This is a genomic window from Klebsiella sp. CTHL.F3a (assembly GCF_019890895.1).
GTDB classification, from domain to species: domain Bacteria; phylum Pseudomonadota; class Gammaproteobacteria; order Enterobacterales; family Enterobacteriaceae; genus Klebsiella; species Klebsiella grimontii.
On the sequence record NZ_CP082360.1, the window covers coordinates 4,349,909 to 4,363,895 of the forward strand.

The 13,987-nt window shown below is 61.6% G+C and carries 10 protein-coding genes; 2 read left to right on the plus strand and 8 right to left on the minus strand.

What is annotated here, in order from left to right; all coding sequences use genetic code 11:
- Positions 1-168: 168 nt before the first annotated feature.
- From K7H21_RS20500 to K7H21_RS20530, 7 genes are read right to left on the minus strand one after another with little or no spacing between them, the layout of a single operon-like run.
- Entirely contained in the window at positions 169-1,437 is a 1,269-nt protein-coding gene (locus tag K7H21_RS20500; RefSeq protein ID WP_004130250.1) for a Zn-dependent hydrolase, read from the minus strand.
- On the minus strand, positions 1,427-2,611 hold the full coding sequence (locus K7H21_RS20505; protein ID WP_123828358.1) for an amidase: 1,185 nt from the start codon (positions 2,609-2,611) through the stop codon (positions 1,427-1,429). The genes K7H21_RS20500 and K7H21_RS20505 overlap by 11 nt, the downstream gene beginning before the upstream one ends.
- A gap of 18 nt (positions 2,612-2,629) precedes the next feature.
- On the minus strand, positions 2,630-3,640 hold the full coding sequence (locus K7H21_RS20510; RefSeq protein WP_049114182.1) for an ABC transporter ATP-binding protein: 1,011 nt from the start codon (positions 3,638-3,640) through the stop codon (positions 2,630-2,632).
- Entirely contained in the window at positions 3,630-4,673 is a 1,044-nt protein-coding gene (locus K7H21_RS20515) for an ABC transporter ATP-binding protein (RefSeq protein ID WP_004130245.1), read from the minus strand. Before K7H21_RS20515 ends, K7H21_RS20510 begins: the two co-directional genes overlap by 11 nt.
- 3 nt (positions 4,674-4,676) lie before the next feature.
- The gene (locus K7H21_RS20520; RefSeq protein WP_004130242.1) at positions 4,677-5,570 is read right to left on the minus strand and encodes an ABC transporter permease; all 894 of its coding nucleotides are present in this window, start codon (positions 5,568-5,570) and stop codon (positions 4,677-4,679) included.
- 2 nt (positions 5,571-5,572) lie between these two features.
- Positions 5,573-6,526 (minus strand): ABC transporter permease, encoded by a 954-nt coding sequence (locus tag K7H21_RS20525; RefSeq protein ID WP_049114184.1) that lies wholly within the window; start codon positions 6,524-6,526, stop codon positions 5,573-5,575.
- 18 nt (positions 6,527-6,544) lie between these two features.
- Positions 6,545-8,209 carry an ABC transporter substrate-binding protein gene (locus K7H21_RS20530; RefSeq protein WP_004130238.1) on the minus strand — a complete coding sequence of 555 codons (1,665 nt, stop codon included), beginning with the start codon at positions 8,207-8,209 and terminating at the stop codon, positions 6,545-6,547.
- 325 nt (positions 8,210-8,534) lie between these two features.
- Here K7H21_RS20530 and K7H21_RS20535 point away from each other — a divergent pair, with 325 nt between their 5' ends.
- Both K7H21_RS20535 and K7H21_RS20540 read left to right on the plus strand, forming a co-directional pair.
- A complete protein-coding gene (locus tag K7H21_RS20535) occupies positions 8,535-9,650 on the plus strand; it encodes a YbdK family carboxylate-amine ligase (protein ID WP_049114186.1) in 1,116 nt (371 codons plus the stop codon).
- A gap of 52 nt (positions 9,651-9,702) precedes the next feature.
- Entirely contained in the window at positions 9,703-10,422 is a 720-nt protein-coding gene (locus K7H21_RS20540) for a phosphodiester glycosidase family protein (protein WP_004130234.1), read from the plus strand.
- Between the two features lie 469 nt (positions 10,423-10,891).
- On the opposite strand, the gene K7H21_RS20545 is transcribed toward K7H21_RS20540, so the two are convergent.
- Positions 10,892-13,984, minus strand: a complete 3,093-nt coding sequence (locus tag K7H21_RS20545; protein ID WP_004130232.1) for an efflux RND transporter permease subunit — start codon at positions 13,982-13,984, stop codon at positions 10,892-10,894.
- Positions 13,985-13,987 lie beyond the last annotated feature (3 nt).

The following is a 13,987-nucleotide window of genomic DNA, read 5'->3' on the forward strand; positions in this document are numbered from 1 at the left end:
CCGGAGGCGGCGCTGCGCGCCTGTCCGGGCTACCCAATCTGCCTCCCTCAGGCACCGAGCCCGGAAATCCCGGGGCGCGGCGTAAACGCCTTACCCGGGCTACCGCCCCGCAGACGGCTGGAAACTCGTAGCCCCGGTAAGCGCAGCGCGACCGGGGAGGACGGTCGTTTATACTACCCGCGCGTACTGGAGCATCACCTGCAGCAGCACGTTCGCGCCGGCCTCAACGTGCTCCGGCGACGCGTACTCGATTTCGTTGTGGCTGATCCCATCCTTGCAGGGGATAAAAATCATCCCGGTTGGCGCCAGGTAGCTCATATATACCGCGTCGTGTCCGGCGCCGGAGACAATCTCCCGCGCGGGATAGCCCAGACGCTGCGCGGCGTCGGCAATCGCCGCCTGACAATCCGGGTGGAACGGCGCGGCCGGATAGTGGCTCACCTCTTTCAGCGCTACCTTCAGGCCGCTCTCCCGTTCAACGTCGGCGATAAACGCCCGCAGCTGACGGTCCATCTCATCCACCAGCGCATCGCTGAGATTGCGCATATCAATCGAAAACGTCACCTCCCCCGGCACCACGTTACGGCTGTTTGGATAGACCTGCACCCTCCCTACCGTACCGCGCCCTTCCTCGCTGCGCCCGGCGATCGCCACAACCTCCTGCATAATACGCGTCGCCACCTGCAGCGCATCCTGGCGCAGGCGCATCGGCGTCGGTCCGGCATGGGATTCCTGGCCGGTCACCACGCAGTCATACCAGCGGATCCCCAGCACGCCCTGCACGATACCGATAATTTTCTCTTCATCCTCCAGAATCGGCCCCTGTTCAATATGCGCTTCGAAGTAGGCGCCAATCGGATGATCGCCCGGCGTCTGGCTGCCGATATAGCCGATGCGCGCCAGCTCCTCGCCCACGGTTTTACCGTCCGCATCCTGCGCGGCATAGATGGTTTCCAGCGGGAAAACCCCGGCAAATACCCCGGAACCCATCATCACCGGCACAAAGCGCGATCCCTCTTCGTTGGTCCAGAACACCACTTCAATCGGCGCTTCGGTTTCGATATCCCGATCGTTCAGGGTGCGCACTACCTCCAGCGCCGCCAGCACGCCATAGTTACCATCAAATTTGCCGCCGGTCGGCTGGGTATCAATATGGCTGCCGGAGACAATCGGCGGCAGCGCCGGATTACGCCCTTCGCGGCGCATAAAGACGTTGCCGATTTTGTCGACGGTGACGCACATCCCCGCCGCCTGCGCCCAGCTAATCACCAAATCCCGTCCCTGGCGATCAAGATCGGTCAGCGTCAGACGGCAGCAGCCGCCCTTCGGCGTGGCGCCGATTTCCGCCAGCGTCATCAACGAATTCCACAGGCGTTCGCCGTTAATCCGGCAGTCGGTGGTTTCGGTCATCGGGGTAAAAAGGACATCACTGCTCATTTCGGTCTCCTTGCATAAACGCGGCGGCCAGCTCAACCAGTAGACGATCGCTGCCGCGCGGCCCTAAAAATGAGATCCCCAGCGGCAGACCGCCCGTCTGGGCGACCGGCAGCGTCACCTGCGGACGTTGGGTCATCACGGAAATTAACAGCAGGTCGTGGGACAGGCGGCGGACCGCCTCTATCTCCTCGGCCTGCGCCGTCAGCAGCGGCGCGCCGTCAGGAACGGTCGGCATCACCAGTACCGCATCGCCCAGCTGCGCGTCCCACCAGGCGGCGAAACGCTCGCGCTGCTGACAGGCGGCGTCAAACTGCGCGCGGGTGACCGCTTTGCCCCAAAAAAAGCGCTCGCGGACGTCCGGCCCTAGCTGCAGGCCGTAGCGCTCAATGGTTTCGCCCTGCGCCTGCCACGCTTCATAGCCCTGTATCTGGCGAAAGGCGAGATAGATATCGTCCACGTCCGGCAGCGGCGCGGTGAGCGGGGTTACCGCGCCGAAAAAGCGCGCCAGCCGTTGGCGAACCGGCTGCAGCGCCTGCTGGCTGCGCAGCGGCAGGCGGGAAAACAGCCCATCATGACAGGCCAGCCGAACGCCGCTCAGATCCACGCGTTCATCGGCAAAAAGACAGGCAGCGACGGCGGAAAAGACCTCCGGCGAGCGGGCAAAGAAACCGCAGGTATCCATGGTGGCACACAGCGGCTGGCAGCCGTCGAGGGAAAGACGGCCGTGGGTCGGACGCAGGCCGAACAGTCCGCAGTAGCTCGCCGGCGTCCGAACCGAGCCGCCGGTATCGGTACCGAGGGCAAAGTCGCACACTTCGTTCGATACCGCCGACGCCGAACCGGACGAAGAGCCGCCGGGAATATGATTCGGCGCGGCGCCGTTGCGCGGGGTGCCGTAATGAACGTTGTGCCCGCTCATCGAATACGCCAGCTCGCTGGTATGGGTTTTGCCGATAAAGCGCGCGCCGTTATCTAACAACGTTTGCACCACCGGCGCGGTGCGGTTTTTAATCCCGGATAGCGCCAGCAGATGCGGATTGCCGCCGCCGGTCGGGTAGCCCGCCACGTCGAACAGATCTTTGACCGCAAAGGTTAACCCGCTCAGCGGCCCGCTGAGCGCATGCGCCACCGGATGCGGCGGATAGGGCATAAACGCGCGAAGGTCATCCTGCATCGTGTTTTTCTCCTGGCTTCAGGCGTAAAGCGCCTGGTTTTCAACGGACGAGCTCAGCTCGCGCCAGCGATGGCAGCTCACCACGTGACGCGGCCCGGCCTGTTCGGTGGCCGGCTGGCTTTGCGTACAGGCGGGACGCGCGTGCGGACAGCGTTCGGCAAACGCGCAGCCCGGCGGCAGGCGCGAGAGATCCGGCGGTGAGCCGGGAATGCAGCGCAGCGCATCGCCCTTTTTCAGTCCCTCTTTCGGACGGCTGCCCAGCAGCACCTGGGTGTAAGGATGGCGCGGACGATACAGAATCTCCTCAATCGACGCCTCTTCGACGATGCGCCCGGCGTACATCACCGCCACCCGGTCGGCGATCTCCACCGCCGCGCCGATATCGTGGGTCACAAATATAATCGACAGATCGCGCTGCTTTTGTTGCTCGCGCAGCAGAATCAGGATCTGGATTTGCACCGTGGCATCAAGGGCGGTGGTCGGCTCATCCGCCAACAGCAGCTGCGGGTTACAGGAGAGCGCGAGGGCAATCATCGCCCGTTGGCGCATCCCGCCGGACATCTCGTGCGGGTATGCATCCAGCCGCCGCTCGGGGCTCGGAATACGCACCTGGCGCAGCGCCTCCAGCGCCCGCTCTCGCGCCGCCTGGCGCGACAGGCCTTCATGGCGACGCAACCCTTCGACGATCTGCTGACCCACGGTATAGACCGGGTCGAAGGCCAACAGCGGCTCCTGGAAAATCATCGCGCAGCGCGCGCCGCGGTAGCGCCGCAGCTGCCCGGCATTCATGGTCAGCACCTCGTCCTCACCGACCTTCAGGGTGCCGGAAAGCACGCTGCTTTTCGGCGGATGCAGCCGCATCAGGGCGCGCAGGGTCACGCTTTTCCCGGAGCCAGATTCGCCGATCAGCGCCATGACCTCGCCCTTTTGCACATCAAAGGAGACGCCGTTGACCGCGTTGACCGTCTGGCCGTCGCGGCGAAACTCAACCCGCAGGTCGCGGATATGGACGTAAGCTTCATGCGACATGGCTGACCTCCTGAATGGCGATATTTTGATGCCAGGGTGACGCGGGCTGCGCCATCAGGCAGGCGCTCTGGTGCCCCTCGCCGACGCTTTGCAGCGTCGGCTTCACCTCGGCGCACACCGCTCTGGCGTGCGGGCAGCGGGTATGAAAGCGGCAGCCGGAAGGCGGCGAAATCGGGCTGGGCGGATCGCCGTTCAGCGCAGAGGTTAAGGTGCGATTATGCGGGTCCATCGACGGCATCGAGCTTAACAACGCCCGGGTATAGGGGTGAGCCGAGGCGGTAAACAGCTGCTCCGCCGGGCCAATCTCCACCACCTCGCCGAGATACATCACCAGAATGCGGTCCGACAGCCAGCGCACCACGTGCAGATCGTGGCTGATAAACACATAGGTCAGCGCCAGCGTCCGTTTCAGCTCCTGCAGCAGCTGCAGCACCTGGGCTTCCACCGATTTATCCAACGCCGAGACGGCCTCGTCGAGGATCACCAGTCGGGGCTTCATCGCCAGCGCGCGGGCGATATTCACGCGCTGGCGCTGGCCGCCGGAGAGCGCATGCGGATAACGGTGGGCAAAACGTTCCGGTTCGAGGCCGACGTGCGCCAGCAGATAGCGGGCGTATTCGCTGGCCTCTTTGGCGCTGACGCCGTGTACCCGCTGGCCGAAGGCAATGCTCTCTTCCATGGTCATACGCGGGTTGAGCGAGGCGTAGCTATCCTGGAAGACCATCTGCACCTGGCGGCGATACGCTTTCATCGGCAGGCGCGATGAGCCCACCTCCAGACCATCGAAGATCAGCTCCCCGCTATCCTGTTTGAGCAGTTGCATCAGCAGCCGCGCGGTGGTGGATTTACCGCAGCCCGACTCCCCCACCACGCCGAGGGTTTCGCCTTTGATCACCGAAAAACTGATGTCGTCCACCGCCTGCACCACTTCGCGCGCTTTGCCGCCGCCAGCGGGAAAATGCTTCAGCAGGTTGTTGACCTTCAGCAACGGCTGCGCCGGTCCGCCGAGGTCGATATTGATAAAGGGTTGCATCGCTTACTCCTTAATCGCCATTGCCGCACGCAGGCGGTCCGCGAGGATATTGAACGAAATGGAGGTGATAAAAATCATCAGGCCGGGCAGCGCCGCCACCCACGGCTGGGTATAAATCGCCGTACGCAGGGTGTTCAGCATCAGCCCCCATTCCGGCTCCGGCGGGCGAACCCCAAGGCCGAGAAAAGAGAGCCCGGAGGCGAGGATCATGCACACCGAAATGAGTCCGGTGGAGAAGACGAAAATCGGCCCCAGCACGTTGCCCAGCACCTGCACGCGAATAATGGTGAACGCGCTGGCCCCGGTGGCCCTGGCGGCGTCGATGTAGTCCATATGCCGTACCTGCGCGGTGACGCTTTCGGCGATACGCGCCACCTGCGGCACGAACACCAGGGTCAGCGAGAGCAGCGCGTTACCGATGCCCGCCCCCAGCGCGCCGGAGAGCGCTATCGCCAGCAGCACCGAGGGAAAGGCGTAAAACACGTCCACGGTGCGCATAATCAGGGTATTGGTTCTCCCCCCCGCATAGCCGGCGATAATGCCGATCGCCCCACCGATAAAAAAGGCGAACACCACCGGGACAATCCCCATAAATAGCGATAGCCGGGTGCCAAGAATCAGCCTTGATAGCATGTCGCGCCCGAGCTCATCGGAGCCCAGCGGGAAGCCGTCGGTACCGATCGGCTTGAGGCGTAAAAACATCGACGTCTGATACGGGTCTTTGACGATAAGCCAGGGACCGAACAGCGCCAGCGTCAACAGCACGAGGATGATCGCGCCAACGAATACGCCCCCGGGGTCGCGCAGCAAGCGGCGAAACACGCCGCGCCAGTAGCCTTGTCTGGCCACCGTCGTGGCGGCGACGGCAATGCCTTTGGTCGTCACGGTATCCACCATCGTTAGCTCCTCTTAATTCGCGGGTCGAGACTGGTTTGCAGAATATCCACCAGCAGATTGAGCAGCACAAAGAACAGCGCCAGTACCCAGATGGTGCCCTGCAATAGCGGCAGGTCGCGCTGGAAAATGGCGGTGTTCAGCAGCAGACCGGTACCGGGCCAGGAGAAAACGGTTTCCACCAGAATCGAGCCGCCCATCAGATAGCCAACCTGCAGTCCCATCACCGCCAGCGCGGTCGGCGCGGCGTTTTTCACCACGTGCAGAAAGATCCGCGACTCGTTGAGCCCCCGGGCGCGCAGGCCGACGATAAACTCCTGGCTGAGAATATCCGCCACCTGCGAGCGAACGGTGCGGGCGATGATGCCGGTCGGGATCACCGACAGCGTGAAGGCTGGCAGCAGCATAAACTGCAGGTGTTCCCAGTTCCACTGCCAGCCCACCTCGCCGATTGGCCCACCGCCGGTCGCCGGCAGCAGCGCGAATTTGACGCTAAAAACGATGACCAGCAGCATCCCCAGCCAGTAGTGCGGCACGCTGACGCCGAATACCGACAGCACCGAGGCCAGACGGTCAATAATGCTGTTACGAAAGTAACCAGCGACAAAACCAAACAGGCTGCCCAGCACAAATCCGATCGCCGTCGCCAGCAGCGCCAGACGCAGAGAGTAAGTGACCGCCGTCATCACCTCATCGATGACCGGACGCCCGGTAGCGACCGACATCCCCAAATCGCCGTGCAGCGCCCGCCATAGCCAGTGCACAAACTGCAGCGGCAGTGGTTTATCAAAGCCGTAGGCCTGCATTAAGGTCTGACGCAGCGATTCCGAGGCGTCCGGCGGCATCACCGATACCAGCGGGTCGCCCGGCGCTATCTGCACCAGCATAAAACAGATCACCGCCACCCCGAGCATGGTGGGGACGGCCAGCAGGATGCGATATAGCAGCGTATTGATCATCTCTTGCTCCCGTGTCGATTACTCTTTTTTGCTCACCAGACTAAGGTCGATAAACCAGCTTTGCGGCTGTACCACACCGGTGACGGCTGGCGATATCGCCCTTGGTCCGACATCGTGGGCGACGAACAGGAACGGCACCTGATCGACCAGCGCGGCGTGCAGTTCACCGGCGGCTTTATCCATTTCGGCCGGGGTAAACGCGTGCTTTACCGCCGCCGCCAGCTTTTCGGTTTCCGGGGTCGAGAAGTAGCCCCAGTTGGTCGCCACCGGCGGGAAGGCCTTCGCGGTAGAGAAACGGATCATGCCGAAATAGGGATCGTTAACCGCGGCGCTGACGTTGATCGCATCGATCCCTTTCGCGGAGGGATCTTTCGCCCCGAGGCGCCAGTTGGTAAACAGGGTGTTCCATTCGTTGACTTTAATATCGACATTGAAGAAGCAGCTTTTCAGGCTCTGCTGAATGTACTCGTTCATCGGCAGCGGCTGCATCTGCCCGGAGCCAGAGGCCGAGGTGGCGACCGTGACGTGCAGCGGTTTCCCGGCGCTATAGCCGGCTTCGGTCATCAGCTTGCGGGCGGTATCCGGGTCATATTTGATCTGGAAGGTGGGTTTACCGCGCCACGGACTGCCAGCCTCGTAGACGCCGGTCGCTTCGGTCATATAGCCGCCGAGATAGCTTTTAAGCTCCGCGCGGTTCAGGCACAGGTTGGCGGCTTTGCGCACGCGAATATCTTTCCACGGCGAGCCCTCTTCAAAGGAGAACTGCCACGGCCACAGGTGCGGCTGGGTGTTGGCGTAGATTTTAAAGCCCTGGGCTTTAATTTGATCAACCGCATCCGGGGCCGGGGCTTCGATCCAGTCCACCTGCTTCGAGAGCAGCGCCGCGGTGCGGGCGTTGGCTTCCGGCAGCGGGATCAGCACCACTTTATCCACCCGCGGAATACGATCTTTGTTCCAGTAGTCGGGATTTTTATCGAGGATCAGCTGCTGGCGGGGAACCAGTTTTTCCATTTTGAACGGACCGCTGCCCACCGCGTGGGCGGCGAATTCGGTCCACGCCTGCTTACTGCGCGCGGCGGTATCGCCGGTGCCGGACGGCACCGCGTCGTACAGCTTCTGCCACGCGGTCGGCGAAACGATAAACAGGTTGGTGAGGTTATACGGCAGCAGCGCGTCCGGTTCGGAGGTGGTCAGCGCCACGGTATGGTCGTCAATCTTTTCCGCGCCGGTGAGGGTCGGCATGCGCGACAGCGTGTTGCCGATCTGGCCGGGCGCATACTGCGGCGCGGCTTTATTCAACACCTTATCCACGTTCCAGACGATGGCATCGGCGTTGACCGCAGAACCATCGTGAAATTTAACCCCCGGACGCAGGGTGAAAATCCAGCGGCTTTGATTTTGCGGGTCAACGTGCCACTCGGTAGCCAGCCCCGGCACCAGGCCGCTGGGTTTCTCTCCCTGCGACAAATCCCATTCAACTAAGGCATCGTAAAGCGGAATGCCGGTAAAGCGGTTGCCCTCAAAACCCTGATCGGGTTGTCCGAGGGTTAACGGGATATCGGCGGCGGTCATGGCGATCCGCAGGGTTGAAGCCTGAGTCGGCACAGAGGCAAACAGCGCCAATGCCCCGCTAACAGCAACGGCGAGATGGCGTTTACGCGAAAGTAATTTTGTCTTCAGCATCACATTGTCCCTGTTAAATAAAAGTCGCTATTTAACAGGCAAGATACATACCAGTTCTGAATGCGCGGAAAATAAGTGTGAAATGGCTTATAAAATAAGAATGACTTATAACATCCATATGATTTTACTCGAAAAAATATAATCACCTTATCTTTTTGCACCACCGGCGGGAATTCTGTTGCAGGATTGCACCAGCCTTACTTTCTTTTTAAAGGGATAATCACGTGGCGTTATTTTCTATAAATTAAATTCATAATGTCCGACAAATCATCAGTTTGAGACGTTGTCTTCTATACTTTCTGATAAAGAGAAAGAGGGAGTCGCCATGCCGTTACCTGATTTTCACCGCTCCGAGCCATTTACCCTCGGTATCGAGCTGGAGCTCCAGGTCGTCAACCCGCCGGGTTTCGATCTGAGCCAGGACTCTTCCGCGCTGATTGACGAGGTGCAGGGCACGCTGAAAGCGGGCGAGGCCAAGCATGACATTACCGAAAGCATGCTGGAGATCGCCACCGGCGTCTGCCGCGATATCCACCAGGCGACGGCGCAACTGAGCGCGGTTCAGCAGGCGGTGCTTCGTGCCGCCGACCGCCATCATGTGAAAATCTGCGGCGGTGGAACGCATCCGTTTCAAAGCTGGCAGCGCCAGCAGATCAGCGATAGCCCGCGCTACCGGAAAACCGTCGAGCACTTTGGTTATCTGGCGAAGCAGGCGACGATCTTCGGCCAGCACGTGCACGTGGGGTGTCAAAACGGCGATGATGCCATCTATCTTCTGCACGGCCTGTCGCGCTTCGTACCGCATTTTATCGCGCTGAACGCGGCATCGCCTTGGCTCGACGGGACCGATAGCGGCTTTGCCTGCTCGCGGCTTAATCTTTTCGCCGCCTATCCTGATAACGGCCCGATGCCGTGGGTCAATAACTGGCAGGCTTTTACCGGTCTGTTTCGCCGTCTTAGCTATACCAGCATGATCGATAGCATGAAGGATCTGCACTGGGATATTCGCCCCAGCCCGCGCTTTGGCACTGTCGAAGTCCGGGTGATGGATACGCCGCTGACGATTAGCCAGGCGGTGAATATCGCCGGTTTTATCCAGATCATCGCCTGCTGGCTGCTGACGGAGCGGCCGTTTAAGCATCTGCCCGAGGATTATTTGCTCTACCCCTTCAACCGCTATCAGGCCTGCCGCTATGGGCTCGACGGGATCAATACCGATGTGAACAGCGGCGAACAGCGAACATTGCGCGAAGAGATTTTACAGCTGGCGGATAAGCTGGCGCCCAGCGCCCATAAGCTCAACGCCGGCAGCGCGCTGGAGGCGATGGTGCGCCAGGCGAAGCAGAATCGCAGCGAGCCGCAGCAGATGCGCGAGTTTGTCGCCAATGGCGGTTCGTTGATCGGGCTGGTACAAAAGCACTGCGAAATCTGGACGGCGTAGCGGCGATAAAACGCTATACTGCACGCTCTCTTTGGTTGTCTGGAACCCCGCCGTGCGCTTGTCATCGCTTCTGCCGCTGTTGCTGTTATCTCTGCCCGCCTTTGCCAGCGGGAAGTGCTCGCTGACCGACCCGTCCCTGACGCTGCAAAGCTATACCGTTGATCCGCATCGCGAACGCATCGTGATGTACTGGCAGAATGAGGACGGTAAAGCCTGGGGATCGCTGCGCTCGCTGCTGGGGGATATCAACCGCGACGGGCAGGTACAAATGGCGATGAACGGCGGAATTTATGATAAAGCTTACGCGCCGCTGGGGCTGTATATCGAGAATGGCAGGCAACTGACCCCACTTAACCGCGCCTCCGGCGGTGGCAACTTTTTTATTCGTCCCGGCGGGGTCTTTTATCTGCGCGGGCAAAACGCGGGGATTGTCAGCATCAATAAATTCAGGCCATCGCCGGCTATCCGCTACGCCGTGCAGTCCGGGCCAATGCTGATTGAAAACGGCAAGATCAACTGGCGGCTGAAGCCGTCCGCCAGCTCGCGCAAGCTGCGTAACGGCGTGGGCATCACCGGCGATGGCAAGGTGGTCTTTATGCTCAGCGCGCGCGAAACCAATTTCTACGATTTCGCCTGCTATGCGCAGTCGAAGCTCAACGTGCGCCAGATGCTCTATCTCGACGGCACCATTTCGAAGATGTACCAGAAAGGCGGCAGCGTGCCGTGGCAGTACCATCCGTTCGTCACCATGATCGCGGTGGAGAGCAGGTAATCGGCAAAACATCGTCTCCGGGGGTGTTTCGCAACCCGGCAATATTCTGCAGCCGATTTCCCCGGTGGCGCTGCGCTTACCGGGGCTACGGGTTTCCAGCCGTCTGCGGAAGAGTAGCCCGGACAGGCGCGACGCGCCGCCTCCGGGAGATTTTCATGCAGCAGCGGATATGTCTCTGAAACAACGTGATATGCAGCGATGCCCTGGCCCCCGCTGAAATCGGCGAACCGCAGGCTGAGGTCCGGGAGGTGAGCGCAGTGCGTAGCACCGATTTCTTTGCGGGACCGCGGGGATTGTAAAGGGGGAGACGGTTTTCTCCCCCTTTACCCGTTCACGTACCACTGTGAGACATTTTCTGCGGAATAATAGTGAACGGAACCCCTACCACACCGTCCCGGAGGCGGCGCTACCGCGCCTGTCCGGGCTACCAAACCCGCAGCACATCTCCAGACACCAAACCCCAGTCCACCTACATCCGGCGGTGGGCCCACTCGCGCAGGCGCTGAAACAGCACGTACAGCGAAGGAATAAACAAAATGCCGATTACCGTCGCCACCAGCATGCCGCTGAACACCGTGGTGCCGATAATTCGCCGACTCTGCGCTCCGGCGCCGGTAGCGAGCATCATCGGCACAATGCCAATAATAAAAGAGACCGCCGTCATCATTACCGCGCGGAAGCGGCGGGTCGCCCCTTCGCGGGCGGCGTCGACGATCGACACCCCCTCTTCGCGCTTCGCCCTGGCAAACTCGACGATCAAAATCGCGTTTTTCGCCGCCAGCGCGATCAGCAGCACCAGGCCTATCTGCACGTACACATCGTTGGCATACCCGGCCCACCAGAGCCACAGCAGCGACCCGCCGATGGCGAACAGCACCGACAGCATCACGCTCGCCGGCAGCGTCCAGCTCTCATATTGGGCGACGAGGAACAGCCACGCCATCGCTACCGCCGCCAGCACAATCCACACCGCCTGGTTACCGGTCTGCTGCTCCTGCCAGGAAATGCCGCTCCAGGCGTAATCATAACCGTGCGGCAGATTCGCTTGTAAAATCTGCTCCATCACCGCCATTGCCGTCCGGCTGCTGACGCCTTCGGCCGCCGACCCGCTCACCGATACCGACGGGAACTGGTTATACTGCTGAATAAACGGCGCGCCCACCGTCGGCGTAATCGTCACCAGATTACTCAGGCGAACCCGCTCGCCGCTGTCGCTGCGCACGTACAGCTCGCTTATCTGCTCTGCTCGCTCGCGCCACTGCATCTCGTTTTGCATCACCACGTGGTAGACACGATTGTTGATGCTGAAATCGCCGGCGCGGGTGCCGCCAAACGCGGTTTGCAGGCTGCTGAAAATCCTCGCCACCGGTACGTTCAGCCGGGCCGCCTGGTCGCGATCGACCGTGAGCGTCAGCTGCGGCACGTTGCTGCTCCAGGTGGTAAATACCCGGCTCAGCTGCGGGTACTGGTTAGCCGTCCGCAGCACCTGATGCGTCACCTGCTCCAGCTCCGCCGGCGATTGTCCGGCCTGGGCCAGAATGCGTAAATTAAACCCGGAGGCGTTGCCCAGCCCCGGCAGCGTCGGCGGCGCAAAAGTCATGATTGTCGCCTCCGGTAACCCCATCAGCTGGCCCTGCACTTTTTCCATCACCGCCTCCAGCGGCGGCCGCTGGTGCCAGTCCTTCAGCATCACCGAGATAAATCCGCCGTTTGAAGCGCTGGTACCGTTGAGAATATTAAAACCGGACACCTGAATCACATCCTCAACCGCCGGATTCAGTTTCAGCAGCTCGCGCGCCTGGGCCATCACCGCTTCGGTACGCTCCAGCGAGGCGGCTTCGGGCAGCTGTACGCTGGCAAAGAAATAACCCTGATCTTCCTGCGGCAGAAACCCCTTCGGCATGGTGGTAAAGCTAAACACCACCACCCCGGCCGCCGCCGCTGTCGCCGCCAGCGCCAGCCAGGGGCGACGATTCATCCTCCCAACCAGACGCCCGTAACCATCGCGCACCCTATCCAGACCGCGGTTAAAACCGCGCCAGATGGCGGCTGGCTGCTGCGGCCGCGGACGCAGCAGCAGCGCGCACAGCGCGGGCGTCAGGGTCAGCGCTACCACGCTCGACAAGGTCACTGCCGTCGATAGGGTCACCGCGAACTGGCGATACAGCTCGCCGACGATCCCCGGCAGCATCGCTACCGGCACAAACACCGCCAGCAGCACCAGGGTGGTGGCGATCACCGGCCCGGCGATTTGCCGCAGCGCCTCGGCGGTTGCCGCGCCGCGCGCCAGTCCCTCCGCCATTTTGGTTTCCACGCTCTCTACCACCACGATGGCGTCATCCACCACCATCGTCAGGGCGAGAATGATTGCGAACAGGCTCAGGGTATTGGCGCTGTAGCCCAGCCCATAGAGCACGGCGAAGGTGCCGATAAGCGATACCGGGATCGCCAGAGCGACTATCAGCGTCGCCCGCCAGCTCTGCAGAAACAGCGAGACCACCACCACCACCGCCAACAGGGTCAGCGCCAGCGACACGCCGATCTCTTTGATCGTCGCCGCAACAAAGCGGGTGGTATCAAACTTCACTTCCCAGGTGAGATCCGCCGGGAAACGCGCGTGCAGCCGGGTCAGCTCAGCGCGTACCGCGCTGGCGACCTGCAGAGCGTTCGCGGTGGGCGTCGGGTAGATGCCGAGATAGGCGGAATCTTTGCCGTTGAGCTGCGCGCCGGAGCTGTAGCTGCGCGCGCCCAGCTCGATGGTCGCCACGTCGGACAGGCGCACCAGCTGGCCGCGGTCGCCGCTGCGAACCACAATCTGCCCGAAGCCGGCGGCGTCGCTCAGTCGCCCGATACCGTTGATGGTCAGCGTCTGCTGCTGGCCGTTAAATACCGGCGGCGTCCCCACCTGCCCCGCCGCGCCCTGCACGTTCTGCTCGCGTAGCGCCTGGGCAACATCGTCGGTTGTGATATTCAGCGCGTTCATGCGGTCGGGGCGCAGCCAGATGCGCATACTGTAGTCGCGCGCGCCGAACATCTGCACTTCCCCGACGCCAGGTAGACGCGCCAGCGCCTCGCGCACCTGAGTGCTGGCGTAGTTGCTGACAAACAACGGCGACAGCGTGCCGAGCGGCGAATAGAGACTCACCCCCATCAGCAGGTTCGTTGCCCGCTTGCGCACCTGCACGCCATTCTGCTGCACGTCGGCAGGCAACTGCGCCACCGCCTGCGACACGCGGTTCTGCACGTCGATCGCGGCTAAATCGGCATCGGTACCGGCGGCAAAGGTCAGGCTCAGGCTGTAGGTCCCCTCATCGGAGCTGGTGGACTCCATGTACAGCATATGGTCGACGCCGTTGAGCTGGGTCTCCAGCGGCGCGGCAATGGCTTCCGCCACGTCCGCCGCGCTGGCGCCCGGCCAGCTGGCGCTGACGTTGATGACCGGCGGCGTAATCTGCGGATACTGCTCGACCGGGATCAGCTTCAGCGAGACCGCGCCGACAAAGGTCATCAGCAGTGCAATCACCATCGCAAAGCGCGGACGACGGATAAAAAATGTGAGCATCGC

What these genes read in the sequence shown, in the direction of transcription:
- K7H21_RS20500 (WP_004130250.1), bottom strand. Translation starts at nt 1,437, where the DNA reads ATGAGCAGTGATGTCCTTTTTACCCCGATGACCGAAACCACCGACTGC.
- K7H21_RS20530 (WP_004130238.1), bottom strand. Translation starts at nt 8,209, where the DNA reads ATGCTGAAGACAAAATTACTTTCGCGTAAACGCCATCTCGCCGTTGCT.
- K7H21_RS20545 (WP_004130232.1), bottom strand. Translation starts at nt 13,984, where the DNA reads ATGCTCACATTTTTTATCCGTCGTCCGCGCTTTGCGATGGTGATTGCA.
- K7H21_RS20535 (WP_049114186.1), top strand. Translation starts at nt 8,535, where the DNA reads ATGCCGTTACCTGATTTTCACCGCTCCGAGCCATTTACCCTCGGTATC.
- K7H21_RS20515 (WP_004130245.1), bottom strand. Translation starts at nt 4,673, where the DNA reads ATGCAACCCTTTATCAATATCGACCTCGGCGGACCGGCGCAGCCGTTG.
- K7H21_RS20520 (WP_004130242.1), bottom strand. Translation starts at nt 5,570, where the DNA reads ATGGTGGATACCGTGACGACCAAAGGCATTGCCGTCGCCGCCACGACG.
- K7H21_RS20505 (WP_123828358.1), bottom strand. Translation starts at nt 2,611, where the DNA reads ATGCAGGATGACCTTCGCGCGTTTATGCCCTATCCGCCGCATCCGGTG.
- K7H21_RS20510 (WP_049114182.1), bottom strand. Translation starts at nt 3,640, where the DNA reads ATGTCGCATGAAGCTTACGTCCATATCCGCGACCTGCGGGTTGAGTTT.
- K7H21_RS20525 (WP_049114184.1), bottom strand. Translation starts at nt 6,526, where the DNA reads ATGATCAATACGCTGCTATATCGCATCCTGCTGGCCGTCCCCACCATG.